This window comes from Campylobacter sp. CNRCH_2014_0184h (assembly GCF_025772985.1).
Lineage (GTDB): Bacteria > Campylobacterota > Campylobacteria > Campylobacterales > Campylobacteraceae > Campylobacter_D.
Map to the genome: position 1 here is coordinate 1 of NZ_JAKMTB010000009.1, position 16,219 is coordinate 16,219.

General features: G+C 31.3%; 14 protein-coding genes. 13 read left to right on the forward strand and 1 reads right to left on the reverse strand.

Annotated elements, in window-relative coordinates:
* Positions 1-17: 17 nt before the first annotated feature.
* On the reverse strand, positions 18-1,109 hold the full coding sequence (locus L8X36_RS07150) for a CinA family protein (protein WP_263664224.1): 1,092 nt from the start codon (positions 1,107-1,109) through the stop codon (positions 18-20).
* Between the two features lie 100 nt (positions 1,110-1,209).
* On the opposite strand from L8X36_RS07150, the gene ileS reads away from it, so the two are divergent.
* From ileS to dapE, 13 genes are all read left to right on the forward strand, one after another.
* Positions 1,210-3,975, forward strand: coding sequence for an isoleucine--tRNA ligase (gene ileS, locus L8X36_RS07155; protein ID WP_263683215.1), 2,766 nt, complete (start codon positions 1,210-1,212; stop codon positions 3,973-3,975).
* A gap of 99 nt (positions 3,976-4,074) precedes the next feature.
* Entirely contained in the window at positions 4,075-5,439 is a 1,365-nt protein-coding gene (gene gatA, locus L8X36_RS07160; RefSeq protein WP_263683216.1) for an Asp-tRNA(Asn)/Glu-tRNA(Gln) amidotransferase subunit GatA, read from the forward strand.
* Positions 5,440-5,449: 10 nt separating this feature from the next.
* The gene (gene guaB / locus L8X36_RS07165; RefSeq protein ID WP_263664221.1) at positions 5,450-6,901 is read left to right on the forward strand and encodes an IMP dehydrogenase; all 1,452 of its coding nucleotides are present in this window, start codon (positions 5,450-5,452) and stop codon (positions 6,899-6,901) included.
* A complete protein-coding gene (xseB, locus tag L8X36_RS07170) occupies positions 6,901-7,074 on the forward strand; it encodes an exodeoxyribonuclease VII small subunit (protein WP_039628709.1) in 174 nt (57 codons plus the stop codon). Before guaB ends, xseB begins: the two co-directional genes overlap by 1 nt.
* A complete protein-coding gene (locus L8X36_RS07175; protein WP_263683217.1) occupies positions 7,067-7,855 on the forward strand; it encodes a carbon-nitrogen hydrolase family protein in 789 nt (262 codons plus the stop codon). Before xseB ends, L8X36_RS07175 begins: the two co-directional genes overlap by 8 nt.
* 35 nt (positions 7,856-7,890) lie before the next feature.
* Entirely contained in the window at positions 7,891-8,142 is a 252-nt protein-coding gene (locus L8X36_RS07180) for a hypothetical protein (protein WP_263683218.1), read from the forward strand.
* Positions 8,143-8,339: 197 nt separating this feature from the next.
* Positions 8,340-9,863 (forward strand): LTA synthase family protein, encoded by a 1,524-nt coding sequence (locus tag L8X36_RS07185; RefSeq protein WP_263683219.1) that lies wholly within the window; start codon positions 8,340-8,342, stop codon positions 9,861-9,863.
* A gap of 88 nt (positions 9,864-9,951) precedes the next feature.
* Positions 9,952-11,244 (forward strand): UDP-N-acetylmuramate--L-alanine ligase, encoded by a 1,293-nt coding sequence (gene murC / locus L8X36_RS07190; protein WP_263683220.1) that lies wholly within the window; start codon positions 9,952-9,954, stop codon positions 11,242-11,244.
* Complete coding sequence (locus L8X36_RS07195) at positions 11,237-11,584, forward strand: hypothetical protein (protein ID WP_214100544.1); 348 nt, start codon at positions 11,237-11,239, stop codon at positions 11,582-11,584. Before murC ends, L8X36_RS07195 begins: the two co-directional genes overlap by 8 nt.
* Complete coding sequence (locus tag L8X36_RS07200; protein ID WP_263683221.1) at positions 11,584-13,782, forward strand: endonuclease MutS2; 2,199 nt, start codon at positions 11,584-11,586, stop codon at positions 13,780-13,782. Before L8X36_RS07195 ends, L8X36_RS07200 begins: the two co-directional genes overlap by 1 nt.
* A gap of 45 nt (positions 13,783-13,827) precedes the next feature.
* Entirely contained in the window at positions 13,828-14,526 is a 699-nt protein-coding gene (locus L8X36_RS07205; RefSeq protein WP_263683222.1) for an SIR2 family NAD-dependent protein deacylase, read from the forward strand.
* Positions 14,520-15,113 carry a LysE family translocator gene (locus L8X36_RS07210; protein ID WP_263683223.1) on the forward strand — a complete coding sequence of 198 codons (594 nt, stop codon included), beginning with the start codon at positions 14,520-14,522 and terminating at the stop codon, positions 15,111-15,113. The genes L8X36_RS07205 and L8X36_RS07210 overlap by 7 nt, the downstream gene beginning before the upstream one ends.
* A gap of 3 nt (positions 15,114-15,116) precedes the next feature.
* Complete coding sequence (gene dapE / locus L8X36_RS07215; RefSeq protein WP_263683224.1) at positions 15,117-16,214, forward strand: succinyl-diaminopimelate desuccinylase; 1,098 nt, start codon at positions 15,117-15,119, stop codon at positions 16,212-16,214.
* The last annotated feature ends 5 nt before the right edge of the window (positions 16,215-16,219 follow it).

A 16,219-nucleotide genomic window follows, 5' to 3' on the forward strand; every position in this document is an offset into this window, starting at 1 on the left:
AATACACCATTTTTTGTTTAAACCCCAAAGAAAATTTCAGGTTTTAATCTAAGCATTAAACAATATGCAGCCAAACTAGCTTGTTCTCTTGTGTAGTTTCTATTGCCTTGTATGTGAATGCATTCTTGTAAAAAGGTTCCATCTTTATACATAGCTCCTATGTAGATGGTGCCTGCTTTGGTATTTTTATCATTTTCTTCCCCAGCTACCCCACTAAGTGCTAAAGCAAAATCACAATTTGTGGTTTTAAAAACCCCTTTTAGCATAAAATAAATACAACGATCAGAGTATTCTCCAACACTTTCTAAGGTATCATTGCTCACCCCAAGCCAAGAATTTTTCAAACGATTAGAATAAGTCACCAAAGAGCCTTCAAAAATGCTAGAAATTCCAGAGATTTCAGCAAATTTTGAAGCACAAAGTCCAGCTGTGCAGCTTTCTGCAAAGGAAATTTTTAAGTTTTTTTCTAAAAGTTTTTTAGCTATAAATTTAATAGGATCATTCCCTAAAAATACTTTGCCCGTAAAAAGTTTAAAAACTCCCTTTAAAAAGCCTTCTAGTTTTCCATACTGACTAGTGCTTGCTCTAATACAAATGAGATTATCTAACAATGCACTTGAGCTAGTTTGAATTTCAAAAGAAGTAGTAAGTGTGCTAAGTAAGATATTTGCACTCATTTCATCTATATCTAAAAGACAAAAATAGGCATAATCAAGTTCAGGATTTTGTAAAATCATAGGCAATTTTTGCTCTATATTTATGTTTAATAAATTAATATAGCATTTTTCAAAAGAGCTTAAAAAGGAATTTTTTTCACGTAAAGCTTTTGAGGGTACTAAAGTATCATTTTCTAAGATTAAAACATCATCATTTAAGGTTGCTATGATTTTAGCTATGGTTGCATAGTATTCGCTAATGCTAAAAATGGTTATATAATCATATTCTTTAGAAAGTTTTTCAAGTAAAAAAGGAAGTTCTTTGTCAGGTTTGTTTATAAATTTTAGCTCATGAAGTTCTAAAAATTGTTTTTTGTATTCTTCTTGTATATAATGCATATAATTTTCATTAATAATAATTTCACTACCTATAATGATGATAAGATGTTTCATGGTTTTCCTTTTTTTCTTGCGATTATAACAAAAAAATAAGTGCAAATTAAAAGTATTTTAAGTAGAATTTACTATTTTTAAATTTTTCAAGGTGGATTATATGGATTATAAAGATACGCTATTGCTTCCAAATACGACTTTTGCAATGCGTGCAAATTTAGCAGAGCTTGAGCCTAAGCGTTTTAGCAAGTGGTTTGAAAACAACTATGCTTATGAAAAAATGAAACAAAAAAGACAAGGGGTAAGTGAGAGTTTTACTCTGCATGATGGACCTCCTTATGCTAATGGACATTTGCATATTGGCCATGCTTTAAATAAAATTTTAAAAGATATCATTATAAAAATGCATTATTTTCAAGGTAAAAAAGTGCGTTTTACTCCGGGTTGGGATTGCCATGGTTTGCCGATAGAACAGCAAGTTGAAGTTAAACTTAAAGATAAAAAGCAAAGTTTAAGTAAAAAAGAAATTCGTGAGTTTTGTAGAGAGCATGCGAGAGAATTTGTAAATATCCAAAGAGATGAATTTAAGTCTTTGGGTGTGATTGCTGATTGGGATGAGCCATACTTGACTATGAAAAATGCTTTTGAAGCTGACATTTACAAAGCTTTATGTAAAATCGCTAAAAAAGGACTTTTGTTAGAAAGAAGCAAGCCTGTTTTTTGGAGCTGGGCTGCTAAGAGTGCGCTAGCAGAAGCTGAAGTAGAGTATGAAGATAAAGAAGATTATTCTATTTTTGTAGCATTTGAGCTTGATAAAACTTCGGTTGAAAAATTAGGAGTTGAAAAAGCAAAAGCGGTAATTTGGACTACCACACCTTGGACTTTACCGGCAAATCAAGCTATATCTTTAAATCCAAATGAAAAATATGTTATCACTGAAGAAGGTTATATTTTTGCTAAAGCCTTGCTTGAAAATATGATCAATAAAAATTTCACTCAAGGAAAAATTCAAAAAGAACTTTTGGGTGTTGAATTTGAAAATTTAAGTGCTATTAATCCACTCAATCAAAGAAAATCCACTCTTATTTTAGGCGATCATGTTTTAATGGAAGGTGGAACAGGGCTTGTACATACTGCACCAGGACATGGTGAGGATGATTATTATGTGTGCTTAAAATATGGCATTGAAGTGATTATGCCAGTAGATGATGGTGGGTGTTATGATGAAACGCTAAGAGCTAAAGGGCTTTTGCCAGAGCATTTATTAAATGAGTTTATAGGACTTCATATTTTTAAAGCAAATGAGCGTATTTTAGAACTACTTGGCGAAGCTTTGCTTGAAAGTTCTAAATTTATACATTCTTATCCATTTTGTTGGAGAACACATAAACCAGTTATTTATAGAGCTACAAAACAATGGTTTATTTTAATGGATGAGAAAAAGTTAGATGGAAAATCTTTAAGAGAGTTAGCGCTAGAGCAGTTAAATAATGTGAAATTTCACCCAGAAAGTGGGGTAAAAAGACTTAGTTCTATGATAGAAAATCGTCCTGATTGGTGTATATCAAGACAAAGAGATTGGGGTGTGCCTATCGCATTTTTTAGAGATAAAAGCACCAAAGAAGTGATTTTTGATGATGATGTTTTAGATCATTTGGTGGGAATTTTTGAAGCAAATGGAGCTGATGCGTGGTGGGATTTAGAAATAAAAGATTTATTACCGCCAAATAGCAAATATGATCCAAATAATTTAGAAAAAGTTTATGATATTTTAGATGTTTGGTTTGATAGTGGTAGTACTTGGGAGGCAGTGTTAAACTCAGCTAGATACGATGCGGGAGAATACCAAGCTTCAATGTATCTTGAAGGAAGCGATCAGCACCGTGGATGGTTTCAAAGCTCACTTTTAATTTCCACTGCGATTAATCACAAAACCCCATATAAAAACATACTTACTCATGGCTTTACCGTTGATGAGAAAGGTCAAAAAATGAGTAAATCAAAAGGCAACGTGGTTTTACCTCAAAATGTAGCTAAAAATTATGGGGTAGAAATTTTAAGACTTTGGATAATGCTTAGTGATTATTCAACGGACTTAAAAATTTCAGATAATATCTTAAAACAAGTAAGCGAGCAATATAGAAAGATAAGAAATACTATAAGATTTTTACTTGCAAATACTAATGATATGGAATTTTTAGAAACAAAAAATTTCACACTTTTAGACAAATGGATCTTAATGCGTGCGAAAGTTGCTTTTGAAGCATGTGAAGCTGCTTTTGAAAAATATGAATTTGCAAAGGGCTTTAGTGTGCTTTTAAATTTCTTAAGTGCGGATTTAAGTGGAATTTATTTAGATGTGTGTAAAGATAGATTATATTGTAATGCAAAAGATGACACAAAGAGAGTAAGTGCGCAAAGTGCTATGGTGCTAATAGCTAGAAAACTTTTTACGCTTTTAGCTCCAAGTTTAACTTATACCATAGATGAAGCTTTAGAGCATGCAAATGTGGCTATTAAAGAAAATGCTAAAGATGTGTTTGATTTGGTGTTAAAAAATGGCTTTGATTATGAGTATAAAATCGAAGATGATTTATTTATAAAATCAAGAGAAAAATTCTTTGAACTTGTTGATGTATTAAAAAAAGATAAAATCATCAAATCAACTTTAGAGTTAAGTTTGCAAACAAGCGCAAATGAGCTTTTGAGTGAAGATATTGAAGAAGTAGCTGATTGGTTTATGGTAAGCTTGGTAGAAAGCTTAGATGAAAAAGAAGCTTTGAGTGAGTTTAAAATAGATGATCATAGTTTTAAAATCGTGCGTTCTTCATTACACAAGTGTCCAAGATGTTGGAAGTTTTTAGCAAAAGAAGAAGAATGTTTATGTCCAAGATGTAATAGCGTGGAAAAAGCAAAAAATGTTTGAGCAAGCTTTACCTTTTAGCGTGGTAGTGATTACTTTATTAGGCTTTTTATTTATCACGCTTTTTTTGTTTTATTTGGTTAAAAAATTTAAGGATAAATAATGGTAACTTTAAAAGAAGCTTTGAAATTTTCAAATGAAGAATTAGAAAATCTAAAAAAAGAATTAAATGAAAAAGCACATCAGCAAAAGCATTTGGGTGCTTATGTAGAGCAGTTTTTAAATAAAGACTTAAGCACTTCAGGCGCTGGCGTACCAGTAGCTATAAAAGATAATATTAGCGTAAAAGATTGGGAATTAACTTGTGGTTCTAAAATTTTACAAGGCTATGTAGCTCCTTATGATGCAAGTGCTATTGTGAATTTACGCAAAAATAATTTTGCTCCATTTGGAAGATGTAATATGGATGAGTTTGCTATGGGAAGTACGAGTGCGACTTCTTTTTATGGTAAGACTTTAAACCCGCTTGATAATACTAAAGTTCCAGGTGGAAGTAGTGGAGGGAGTGCTGCTGCAGTTGCTGCGGGGATAGCTTTGGCAAGTTTGGGCTCAGATACGGGTGGTTCGGTAAGACAGCCTGCTGCATTTTGTGGTTGTGTTGGGTTTAAGCCAAGTTATGGAAGAGTTAGTAGGTATGGTTTAGCAGCGTATTCTTCAAGTCTTGATCAAATCGGAGTTTTAACGCAAAATGTTGAAGATGCTGCGATTTTGTATGATGCTATTGCAGGTTATGATGAAAAAGATAGCACAAGTGCAAACATAGCTTTTGAACCAACTGCACCAAAACTAAATGCAAATAAAAAGCTAAAAATAGCTGTGATTAAAAACTATGTAGAACAAACCAATGATGATGTAAAACAAGCCTTATTAAAAACCATAGATATGTTAAAAGCAAATGGACATGAGATTGTTTATAAAGACTTAATGGATTCTACATTTGATGTTGCAGCTTATTATATCATAGCAGCAGCTGAAGCAAGTGCAAATTTGAGTCGTTATGATGGTGTAAGATATGGTAGAAGAAGCGAAAAATGTGATAATCTTAGCCAAATGTATGTAAATAGCAGAAGTGAAGGCTTTGGCGAGGAAGTAAAAAGAAGAATTTTACTAGGAACCTTTGTTTTAAGTAGTGGGTATTATGATGCATACTATATCAAAGCACAAAAGGCTAGAAGATTTATCAAGCAAAAATATGAAGAAATTTTAAATGATTGTGATTTGATTTTTATGCCAGTTGCTCCAAGTGTTGCTTTTGGCTTTAATGATGTTAAAACCCCTATTCAAATGTATTTAGAAGATGTATTTACTATTTCAGTGAATTTAGCAGGACTTGGTGGCATTAGCGTGCCAGTAGGAAAAAATGAAAATGGACTTAATATCTCTGCGCAGCTTATCTGTAAAGCTTGCGATGAACAAACTTTACTAGATGGCGCTTTAAGCTTAGAAGAAATTATTAAAAATAAATAAAGGAAAAATTATGAAAATCATCAAACGCGCTTTGACTTTTGAAGATGTTTTACTAGTTCCTCAATATTCTGAGGTTTTGCCTAAAGAAGTAGATATCAAAACAAAACTTACAAAAAATATTACCTTAAATATGCCTTTAATTTCAGCTGCTATGGATACGGTTACTGAGCATAGAGCAGCTATTATGATGGCAAGACTTGGTGGTATAGGGGTGATCCATAAAAATATGGATATAGCTTCACAAGTTAGAGAGATAAAAAGAGTTAAAAAAAGCGAAAGTGGCGTGATTATGGATCCTATTTACATAGGGGCTAAAGCAAGCGTTAAAGAAGCGCTAGAACTCATGGCTGAATATAGAATTTCAGGAGTTCCTGTGGTAGATGAAAATAAAACCCTAATAGGAATTTTAACTAATCGTGATTTGAGATTTGAAACTAATTTTGATAATTTAGTAGAAAATGTAATGACAAAAATGCCTTTAATCACTGCTAAAAAAGGCTCTACTTTAGATGATGCAGAAAGGATTTTCTCTACTAATAAAGTAGAAAAACTTCCAATCGTAGATGAAAATAATCGTTTAGAAGGTTTGATTACTATAAAAGATTTAAAAAAACGTAAAGAATATCCAAATTCAAATAAAGATGCCTATGGAAGATTAAGAGTAGCTGCAGCCGTGGGTGTAGGTCAGCTTGATCGTGTAAAGGCTTTAGTGGAAGCTGAAGTTGATGTTATAGTAATGGATAGTGCGCATGGACATTCTAAAGGTATTATTGATACATTAAAAGCAATTAAGGCTGAGTTTAATGTGGATGTGATAGTAGGAAATGTTGCAAGTGCTAAAGCGGTTAAAGATTTATGTGAAGCAGGCGCGGACGCTGTTAAGATAGGTATAGGGCCTGGAAGTATTTGTACTACACGCATTGTTTCGGGTGTGGGTGTGCCTCAAATTTCAGCCATAGATGAATGTGCGATAGAAGCAAGTAAATACGGCGTGCCAGTAATCGCTGATGGGGGTATAAAATACTCAGGCGATATTGCAAAAGCTATTGCAGCAGGTGCAAGTAGTGTGATGATAGGTTCACTTTTAGCAGGAACAGATGAGAGTCCAGGTGAGTTATTTACTTATCAAGGAAGACAATATAAGAGTTATCGTGGTATGGGAAGCTTAGGTGCTATGCAAAAAGGAAGTTCAGATAGATATTTCCAAGAAGGTACAGCTCAAGATAAACTTGTGCCTGAAGGTATTGAAGGTAGGGTGCCTTATGTAGGAAGTATAAAAAGTGTAGTGCATCAACTTTTAGGTGGGCTTAGATCTTCTATGGGTTATGTAGGTGCAGTAGATATCAAAGCTTTCCAAGAAAGAGCTGAATTTGTAGAAATCACCGCAGCAGGATTAAAAGAAAGCCATGTGCATGATGTAACTATCACTGCTGAAGCACCAAATTATAAGGTAAGTAATTAATGGAATTTGAAGATCATATCAAACAAGCCGAGCTTTCTTTGGAAAAACTTAATGATAAAGATTTGGACCTTAAAACTTGCGTAGAAATTTATAAAGAAGGTTTAAAAAGTATCAAGCAAGCAAGAACTATGCTTGAAAATGCTAAATTAGAAATCGAGCAAGTAGATGAGTAGTGTTGTAGCTTTACAATTTCCCACTTTGGCTTTGAGTGAATCAAGGCTTGATTATTATCTAAAAGCTGCTAAGGAAAGTGGTGCGAATTTGGTGGTTTTAGGCGAGTATGTTTTAAATAGCTTTTTTAGTGAGCTTAAGAGCATGCCAAAAAGTATGATTAAAGAGCAAAGCCAAAGTAAAAAGGCAAGCTTGATAAAACTTGCTAAAAAGTATGAATTAAACATCATTGCACCGTTCATAAGTGTAGAAAATGATGGTTTAAAAAAACTATGCTTAAAGGTAGGCCCGCAAAATGTAAAAATGTATGAGCAACAAATTTTAATGCCTTATGCACACTGGAATGAAGAAAAATTTTTTAATAATAAAAAAACTGATAAACTTAAACTTTTTACTTTCACGCATGAGGGTTTAAAATGCGCTTTGCTTTTTGGCTTTGAGGCGCATTTTGATATCTTTTGGCAAATGATTATGAAAAAAAAGATAGACTTAGTCATCATTCCTACAGCTAGTACTTTTGAAAGCAATCAAAGATGGCTAGAGCTTTTAAAAACAAGAGCCTTTTTAAACTCAACAAGCATTTTAAGGGTTAATCGCATAGGTAGCCCAAAGCAAGAAAATGATTGGAAATTCTATGGAGATAGCTTTTTTATCAATGCTTTTGGGGAAGTGCAAGAACAACTTGGTGATCAAGAAGAAATGCTTGTGATAGAAGTTAGCAAAGCAAATGAGGCTAGAAATTTATGGGGCTTTGATAAGCTTGTGAAAAATTATGAAGAGTAATCTTTTTAACAAGAAAATATTATTAAAGGTGTATAATGAGAAAAATTTTATTGCAAATTCTTTCTTTTAGTTTTATTTTTATGGGAATTTTTGCTTTAGTTAGGTTTTTGATGATAAAAAATTTAACCAATGAAAGTGAAAATACCTTAATGGTATATGTATATGGACTAGGTCATGATATGAGAACCTTTAGTGCTATTTTTTTACCTCTATTTTTGTGTGGTTTATTTTCTTATATAAGTTTGGTTTTTAAGGATAGAAAATACCACGCTACGGGGGGGGGGTAATCGCTAAATTTTATATTTATCTTTCTAGTTTTTATGTAGCTTTTATAGCTTTTGTTGTTTTAATTTCTGCGTTTATACATTATTATTACTTTCAGCTTTATGCAAGCAAAATTGATATTTTTATTTTTGGTTTAAAAGATGATAATACTAAGGCGATATTATCTATAGTCTTTTCTGATTATCCCATTATAAAAGCATTGTTATTAGCTGTAATTTTTAGCGTATTTTGTTTTTATCTTAATATTAAAATTCTTAGCTTAAAACTAGAGACTATTAAAGTAAAACTAGTATTTTTTGTTTTATTAAACATTTTGCTAATTTATGCTTATGTTATAGCGCTAAGAGGACATTTTACTTATAATGCATTGAGAGCTTCAAATTATGAATTTAGCACCATAAAAGCTTTTAATGAAATTTCTACAAATCCTTTGATGGCTTTTTCATGGGCATATAAAGAGTATAAAAATCAACAAGAATTTAAAAGCGTGGATATAAAACAGCTTAATCAACTAGAAGAAAAGCTTTTTCCTATGTTTGATACTACTTTGATACACCAAAATCATGCTAAAAATCATATTTATATTAATATTATGGAAAGCTTTGGCTTAAATTTAGCTGAGTTTGGCACTGAAAATACTAATCTTTTGGGAAATTTAGAAAAACATTTTGAGCAAGATATTATTTTTACTAGATTTTTATCCAGTGCAAACAATACCATAGAAAGTTTTAATCGTTTGGTTTTTTTAAGTCCAAATATTATTTCAAATGGATTATATCAAAAAGAAAAATTAGCCTTTACGCCTTTGCAAATTTACAAGAATGCAGGGTATAAAATAGTTTTTGTTTATAGTGGTAATGCTTCTTGGTATAATCTTGGCAATTATTTTAAAAATCAAGGTGTAGATGAAATTATAGATGAAAATACACTGATGCAAGATTTTCCACAAGCTAGAAAAACAAAACATAAATACGGTATAGCCGATGAGTTTATGTATAAAAAAATATATTCTATATTTGAAAATGCTAAAAATCCTACGTTAGTTATTTCTCTTAGTATTTCCACTCATAGACCTTATATACACAAAAGCAAAACACAACTTATCGATGAGAATGCTTTAGATAAAAAGATATTAAATCAATTTATTATCGGTGATTTTATAGGTGCTTTAAATGCTTATGCGTATGCAAATGATGAATTTGGAAAATTTTTAGATCGCATAAAAGAAAGTAGTTTTGGGGAAAATATTATTATTGCTGCTACAGGTGATCATAGATTTAGAGATATTAAAATGGATATAAAATCCCAAAAAGCTTTTGCTTATAGTGTACCTTTTTATTTATATCTTCCAAAGTATTTAAAAAATGATATTTATTATGATAAAAATCGTGTGGGTTCGCATAAGGATATTTTTCCAACGCTTTATAATCTTACTCTTAGTGATACAAAATATTTAAGTTTAGGAGGAAGAGATATATTAGCACCTATAAAAAACGAAAAGCTAGAATTTGGTTTTAATGAGCTTGTTTGGATTGATCAAAATGGAGTGTATGATGGAAATAATGGTTATTATTTTGAAAATAATACTAGTATAAAAGATACAAATAAGGCTTTTGAGTTAGATTTATATCATAAAAATTTTTCAAAAAATTATAAAGACTTGTTTCAAAAGCAATTAAATTATAGACTAATTAATCTTAAAACATCAAACAATGGTGATTAGATTTTATTTATAAAGATTTTTTATATTTTATTTTTAGTAAATAAATGATAGAATTTTGCCTTAAATTTTCAAAAAATTTGAGGCAAGAATGCAAAAAATTCATTTTATAGGTATAGGTGGTATTGGAATTTCAGCTTTGGCGAGATTTTTAAAAGAACAAGGCTTTAAGATTAGTGGTTCTGATATCAAAGAAAGTAAAATCACAAAAGAATTAGAAAAAGAAGGTATAAATATAAAAATTCCTCATCATAAAGACAATGTCAAAGATGTGGATTTAGTGGTGTATTCAGCTGCTATCAAAGAAGACAATGAAGAATTAATTAGTGCAAAAAAACAAAACATCACAACACTTTCAAGAAAAGAAGCCTTGCCTATGATTTTAAAAGACAAGAGAGTTTTTGCAGTTGCGGGAGCTCATGGCAAAAGCACAACTTCAAGCATTTTAGCAAGCTTGATAGAAGCCTCTGTGATTATTGGTGCGGTGCTAAAAGAAAGTGGCACTAATATGCTTTATAAAGAAAGTGAAAATCTCATCTTTGAAGCTGATGAGAGTGATAGTTCTTTTTTAAATTCAAATCCTTATTTAGCTATAGTGACTAATGTTGAAGCAGAACATTTAGATCATTATGGAAACGATCTTGCAAGATTACACAAAGCTTATGAAGACTTTTTGCATTTGTCTAAAATTCAAGTGATTAATGCTGAAGATGAGTTTTTATCAAGTTTAAATTTAAATAATGCAAAAAAGCTTTATCCAAGTAAAGATATCACAAATATTTATATGAAAGTAGAAAATTTTAAGCCAAAAACCTATTTTACGCTTAAAGATTTAGGTGAATTTAGTGTTTTTGGTATGGGTGAGCATGTAGCGATGGACGCTGCTTTGGCTATTTTGGCTGCGAGTGAATTTATAAATATAGAAGAGCTAAAAACTAAGCTTTTAAAATATCAAGGGATTAAAAAAAGATTTGATATTTTGTTTGCAAATGAAAATATGGCTTTGATTGATGATTATGGACACCATCCAACAGAAATCAAAACAACACTTAAAGCAGCAAGTGAGTATGCAAGGCTAGCTGGATATGAAAAAATCATAGCTATTTTTGAGCCTCACCGTTATACGCGTTTAAGTGCAAATATAGAGTATTTTAGCGAGGTTTTAGCAAATGTTGATGAGCTTTATATTTTACCTGTGTATGCAGCAGGGGAAGCTAAGATAGAAATTAATATGCAAAAATACTTTCCAAAAGCTAAATTTATAAAAGAAATCAAAAGAGAAGAAAATGCTATTTATCTTGATGATGAGTTGATTGAAAATGGTTTGGTAATTGGCTTTGGTGCGGGAGATATAAGCACAAAGCTCAGGGGCAAGTATGTTTAAGATTTTTTTATATATCTTAGCTTTTTTTGCGATTTTGCTTTTTTTCATTTTTTTGCGTAAAAAAATAGGCAAGATTAGTAATTATCTTTTGATTTTAGTCTTGATTTTAATGATTGCTTTTGCGATTAAATTTGAGCTAAGTGCTACAAGAAGTGGGGTTTTAAAAAAAGAAACACTCAATGCATTTTTACAAGGACAAAGTCTAATTTGCAAAGATATTAATGTCACTAAAGAGTATTTTAACTTTGAGCATGGAACACAAAGTTTTATTTCAAATGGTAAAAATAAACAATTTAAAGCCTATGTTTTTGATATAAAAGATTGCAAGGTAGATAAATAATGCAAGAGCAATTTTTTAAAAAGCTAGATTTAGATGGCTATATAGAAGACTTTAAAGGGCTTTTTGCAAGAGATAAAGAAATTTTTTTACAAGGTGATAGCAAGCTTCATTATAAAAGGATTAACGAACTTTCGTTGATTGATTTTAATCCTCCGCCTATGATAGAAGAGTTAAATAGTGCTTTAACTCATCTTAGCAAGCAAGGAATTTTACATTTAAGCCAAAGCTTTGAATTTATTAAAATCTGTATGTATTTTAGTTACTTAAAGGGCTTAAAATTTGAAGAAAGTTTAAAAGAGTGGCTTTTAAAAATAGAAATTCCACAGGCTATTTTGGAGCTTTTTGAGTATTTTGATGAAAAGGGTGAGATTAAAGAAAGTGTTGATGAAAGACTTGTTAATCTAAATTTAGCTCTAAAAATGAAAAAAGAAAGCTTGGTAGCTGAGTTTAAAAAACTTACCTATACTAAAAATCTTAGCGCTTATTTAATTGATACGCAAATTCATCTTATCAATGGTATGGAAGCTTTGCTTTTACGTGGCGGGTTTAATCATGTCTTAAAAGCAAAAATCATAGGTAGAAGTAGCGGCGGTGGATTTTATGTGGTGCCTTTAAGTGTAGAAAAAATCCAAAGTCAAATAGATGAAATCAAAGATGCCAAAGAAGAAATTTTTTATGAATATGCTAAAAAAATCAGTTTGATTTTTTATAAAAATTTGATGTTTTTGAAATTTATTAATAATGCTTTTGATTTATTTGATCATTATAGTGCTAGAGTTATGATGGCTAAAAAACATGATTATGAGTTTGTTTTAGCTGATAGTTCTAATAATTTAAGCTTATATAACTTCGCACATCCGGCTTTAAAAAATGCAAAAAGCGTTAATATAGAGTTTAATAAAAAAGTTTTAATCATCACAGGTGTAAATGCGGGTGGTAAGTCTATGCTTTTAAAAGGAATTTTAAGTGCAGCTTTACTTGCAAAGCATTTGCTTCCTATGAAAATTAACGCACAAAAAAGCCAAATAGGGAATTTCAAAGAATTTGATGCGATTTTAGAAGATCCACAAAATGTAAAAAATGATATTTCTACTTTTGCAGGAAGAATGTTGCATTTTTCTAAGCTTTTGGGTAAGAAAAATGTTTTATTAGGGGTTGATGAGATAGAGCTTGGGACAGATTTTGAAGAAGCTGCGTGTTTATATACTGAGCTTATTTCTAAGCTTTTAGAGCAAGATAATAAAATCATCATTACAACCCACCACAAACGCCTTGCTATGCTTTTGGCCAAAAATTCACAAGTAGAACTCATCGCTGCTTTGTATGATGAGGAACTATCACGCCCAAAATATGAGTTTTTAAAAGGCACCATAGGTAAATCTTATGCATTTGAAACGGCTTTAAGATATGGTATAAGTGCAAATTTAGTGCAAAATGCTAAAAAGCTATATGGAGAAGATAAAGAAAATTTAGAAGAAATGGTAAGTAAAAATATCAATCTTGAACTTTCTTTACGCAAGAAAAATGAAGAACTTGAGAAAAAAGAAGCTAAGGTAGATGAAATTTTACTTTCACTCAAAGATCAAAAAGAAAAAAATGAGCAAGAATTTAAAAAGCTTGTTTCTAATTTAGAGTTTAAATATCACAAAGCCATAGAAGAAGCTAAAAAAACAATAAATCTAAAAGATATTAAAGAAAAACAAAGAAGTTTAAACAAAGCTAATGAGCTTAAAAAAAGCATTGTTTTACCAAGTATGGAGCAAAATGAAGAACTTAGAGTTGGGGATTTTGTAAAATATGAAAAAATCAAAGGTAAAATCACTGCAATTTCAAAAAATGATGCGATGATTCAAAGCGATGGTTTAAGTTTGCGTGTGCCTTTAAAGCTTCTTAAAAAAAGCAATCAAACTCCTACACAAAAGGTAAAATCAAGTGTCAATATAACCCGTCCAAGTGCTTTAAATATGACTTTAGATTTACACGGCTTAAGAAGTGATGAGGCGCTTGAAAGATTAGATAAATTTATCTCTGATGCTTTGATAGTAGGTTTTGATGAGGTGATAGTTTATCATGGTATAGGTACAGGAAAATTAGCTTTTGCGGTAAAAGAGTTTTTAAAAGCTCACAAAAGTGTAAAAAGCTTTAATGACGCTCCGATTAATCAAGGTGGTTTTGGTGCTAAGGTGGTTAAGCTTTAAGTAAAATTATAGTAAAACCTTTAAAACAATAATGAGGTTTATTAAATGAAACAAGTGATGATTTTAAGTGGAGCAGGTTTATCCGCTCCAAGTAGTATAAAGACTTTTAGAGCTAGTGGTGGACTTTGGGAAGAGCATGAAGTGATGGAAGTTTGCTCTGCAACTGGCTTTAGAAAAAATCCTAAAAAAGTTTTGGGATTTTATAATAAAAGAAGAAAAGAACTAGCTAGTGTTAAGCCAAATCACGCACATAAAATCATCGCTTTATTAAAACAAAAATTTCCAAAACAAATTAGCATTTTAACGCAAAATGTAGATGATTTGTTAGAGCGAGCTGGCTGTGAAGAAGTGGTGCATTTGCATGGCTTTTTACCTGAACTTAGGTGTTTAGAGTGTGAAAATATTTTTAACATAGGCTATGAAAGTAGTGATGATAAAATTTGTCCTAAATGTCAAAGCAAAAGTGTAAGGCACAATATCGTGATGTTTGAAGAAATGGCACCAAATTATAAGATTTTATATGAAAAATTACAAAATTGTGATTTATTTGTATGTATAGGCACAAGTGGGCAGGTTTTACCCGTGGGAGAGTATGCAAGAGTATGTAAGCAAAGTATATTAAACAATCTTGATGAGGATAAATATTTAGAAAGTAATTTTACTAAAGTTTATATAGAAGATGTTTGCTCGGCTATTGATAAAATCAAAACTGATATAGAAAATTTCTTGGAAGAAAAATGCTAGAAGTAATCTTACAAGGTATAGTTTTGGGTATGGGCGTGTCTGTACCTTTTGGACCCGTGAATATTTTGATCTTAAATACTGCTTTATCTTCTTTTAAAAATGCCTTTTGTGTGGGGCTTGGTGCTTTAAGTGCTGATGTATTTTTTTTGATTTTGATCCAATTTGGACTTTTAGGCTTTGCAAATAATGAAATTTTTAATAAAATACTAGCTGTTTTTGGCTTTTTCTTTTTGAGTTTTATGGTATTTTTAATGCTAAGAAAAACAAGAAAAGTCGATCTTAACAAGGTAAATAAAACACATCCTTTAAAAGGTTTTAGTAAAGGATTTTTCTTAAATGTTACAAATCCTTATGTTATAGGCTTTTGGGTGAGTGTAGCAGGGCTTAGTATGCAGAGTAAAAACTCTTTTGCTTTGCTTTTTGGTTTGGTGGGTTTTATTGTATTTTGGATTTTTACTCTATCGTTTTTTGTGTCTAAATTCAAAGCCCTTGTGAAAAATAAACATATATTTTACATTAATCTTTTTTCAGCGTTTATTTTAGAGTATTTTGCTCTTTCTATGCTGTATAAAGCTTTTATAGGATAAAACATGCAAGTAGTTGAAATTTTTAAAGAATTAAGTAAATTTAAATCCATCACTCCAGATGATGATGGAGCGTTAAATTATATCGCAGTGGAGTTAAGTGATTTTGAAGCTTTTTTTATAGAAAAAGAAGGTGTGAAAAATCTTTTGCTGACTAAAAAATTTAGTGATGATGGGGAACATTTGGCTTTTGGTGGGCATGTGGATGTAGTGCCTGCGGGAGAGGGTTGGAGTAGTAATCCTTTTGAGCCTTTAGAAAAAGATGGGTTTATTTATGTAAGAGGCGCGCAAGATATGAAAAGTGGTGTGGCTGCTTTTATGTGTGCGGTTAAGGAAGTGGAAAATTTCAAAGGAAGAATTTCGCTGATTTTAACAAGTGATGAAGAAGGCGAGGCTAAATTTGGTACGCTTGAAGTGCTTAAATTTATGCAAGAAAAAGATATGTTACCTGATTTTGCTGTGGTTGCTGAGCCAACTTGTGATAAAAAATTTGGAGATAGTATTAAAATAGGGCGTCGTGGCTCTATCAATGCAAAATTACTCATCAAAGGCAAGCAAGGTCATGTAGCATACCCACAAAAATGCATTAATCCTGTGCATAATTTTGCTTTTGCTTTGAAATTTTTAGCAGGATTTGATCTTGATCCAGGCGATGAGGTATTTGCACCATCTAAAATTGTTATTACTGATATACGCGGTGGTATGGAAGTGTGCAATGTAACTCCAAATGATTTAAAACTGATGTTTAATGTAAGAAATTCTCCACAAACTAGCTTAGAAGATGTAAAAGCTTATGTAGAAAAGACTTGTGAAGGACTTGATTATGAATTAAGCATAAATCAAAGCTCAAAGCCTTTTTTAACACAAAGTGATTCTAAAATCGTACAAAAACTAAATGAAAGTGTGCAAAAAATCACCCAAATAGTACCAGAACTTAATACCAAAGGTGGCACAAGTGATGCAAGATATTTTGCTGAGTTTGGTGTGAAGGTAGTAGAATTTGGCGTGTGTAATGAGAGAATTCATGCCATTGATGAGAGAGTGAGTGTAGAAGAGCTCGAAAAATTGTATTTGGTTTTTAAAGACTTGATAGAAAATTTTTAAAGGTT

What these genes read in the sequence shown, in the direction of transcription:
- L8X36_RS07150 (WP_263664224.1), bottom strand. Translation starts at nt 1,109, where the DNA reads ATGAAACATCTTATCATCATTATAGGTAGTGAAATTATTATTAATGAA.
- ileS (WP_263683215.1), top strand. Translation starts at nt 1,210, where the DNA reads ATGGATTATAAAGATACGCTATTGCTTCCAAATACGACTTTTGCAATG.
- gatA (WP_263683216.1), top strand. Translation starts at nt 4,075, where the DNA reads ATGGTAACTTTAAAAGAAGCTTTGAAATTTTCAAATGAAGAATTAGAA.
- guaB (WP_263664221.1), top strand. Translation starts at nt 5,450, where the DNA reads ATGAAAATCATCAAACGCGCTTTGACTTTTGAAGATGTTTTACTAGTT.
- xseB (WP_039628709.1), top strand. Translation starts at nt 6,901, where the DNA reads ATGGAATTTGAAGATCATATCAAACAAGCCGAGCTTTCTTTGGAAAAA.
- L8X36_RS07175 (WP_263683217.1), top strand. Translation starts at nt 7,067, where the DNA reads ATGAGTAGTGTTGTAGCTTTACAATTTCCCACTTTGGCTTTGAGTGAA.
- L8X36_RS07180 (WP_263683218.1), top strand. Translation starts at nt 7,891, where the DNA reads ATGAGAAAAATTTTATTGCAAATTCTTTCTTTTAGTTTTATTTTTATG.
- murC (WP_263683220.1), top strand. Translation starts at nt 9,952, where the DNA reads ATGCAAAAAATTCATTTTATAGGTATAGGTGGTATTGGAATTTCAGCT.
- L8X36_RS07195 (WP_214100544.1), top strand. Translation starts at nt 11,237, where the DNA reads ATGTTTAAGATTTTTTTATATATCTTAGCTTTTTTTGCGATTTTGCTT.
- L8X36_RS07200 (WP_263683221.1), top strand. Translation starts at nt 11,584, where the DNA reads ATGCAAGAGCAATTTTTTAAAAAGCTAGATTTAGATGGCTATATAGAA.
- L8X36_RS07205 (WP_263683222.1), top strand. Translation starts at nt 13,828, where the DNA reads ATGAAACAAGTGATGATTTTAAGTGGAGCAGGTTTATCCGCTCCAAGT.
- L8X36_RS07210 (WP_263683223.1), top strand. Translation starts at nt 14,520, where the DNA reads ATGCTAGAAGTAATCTTACAAGGTATAGTTTTGGGTATGGGCGTGTCT.
- dapE (WP_263683224.1), top strand. Translation starts at nt 15,117, where the DNA reads ATGCAAGTAGTTGAAATTTTTAAAGAATTAAGTAAATTTAAATCCATC.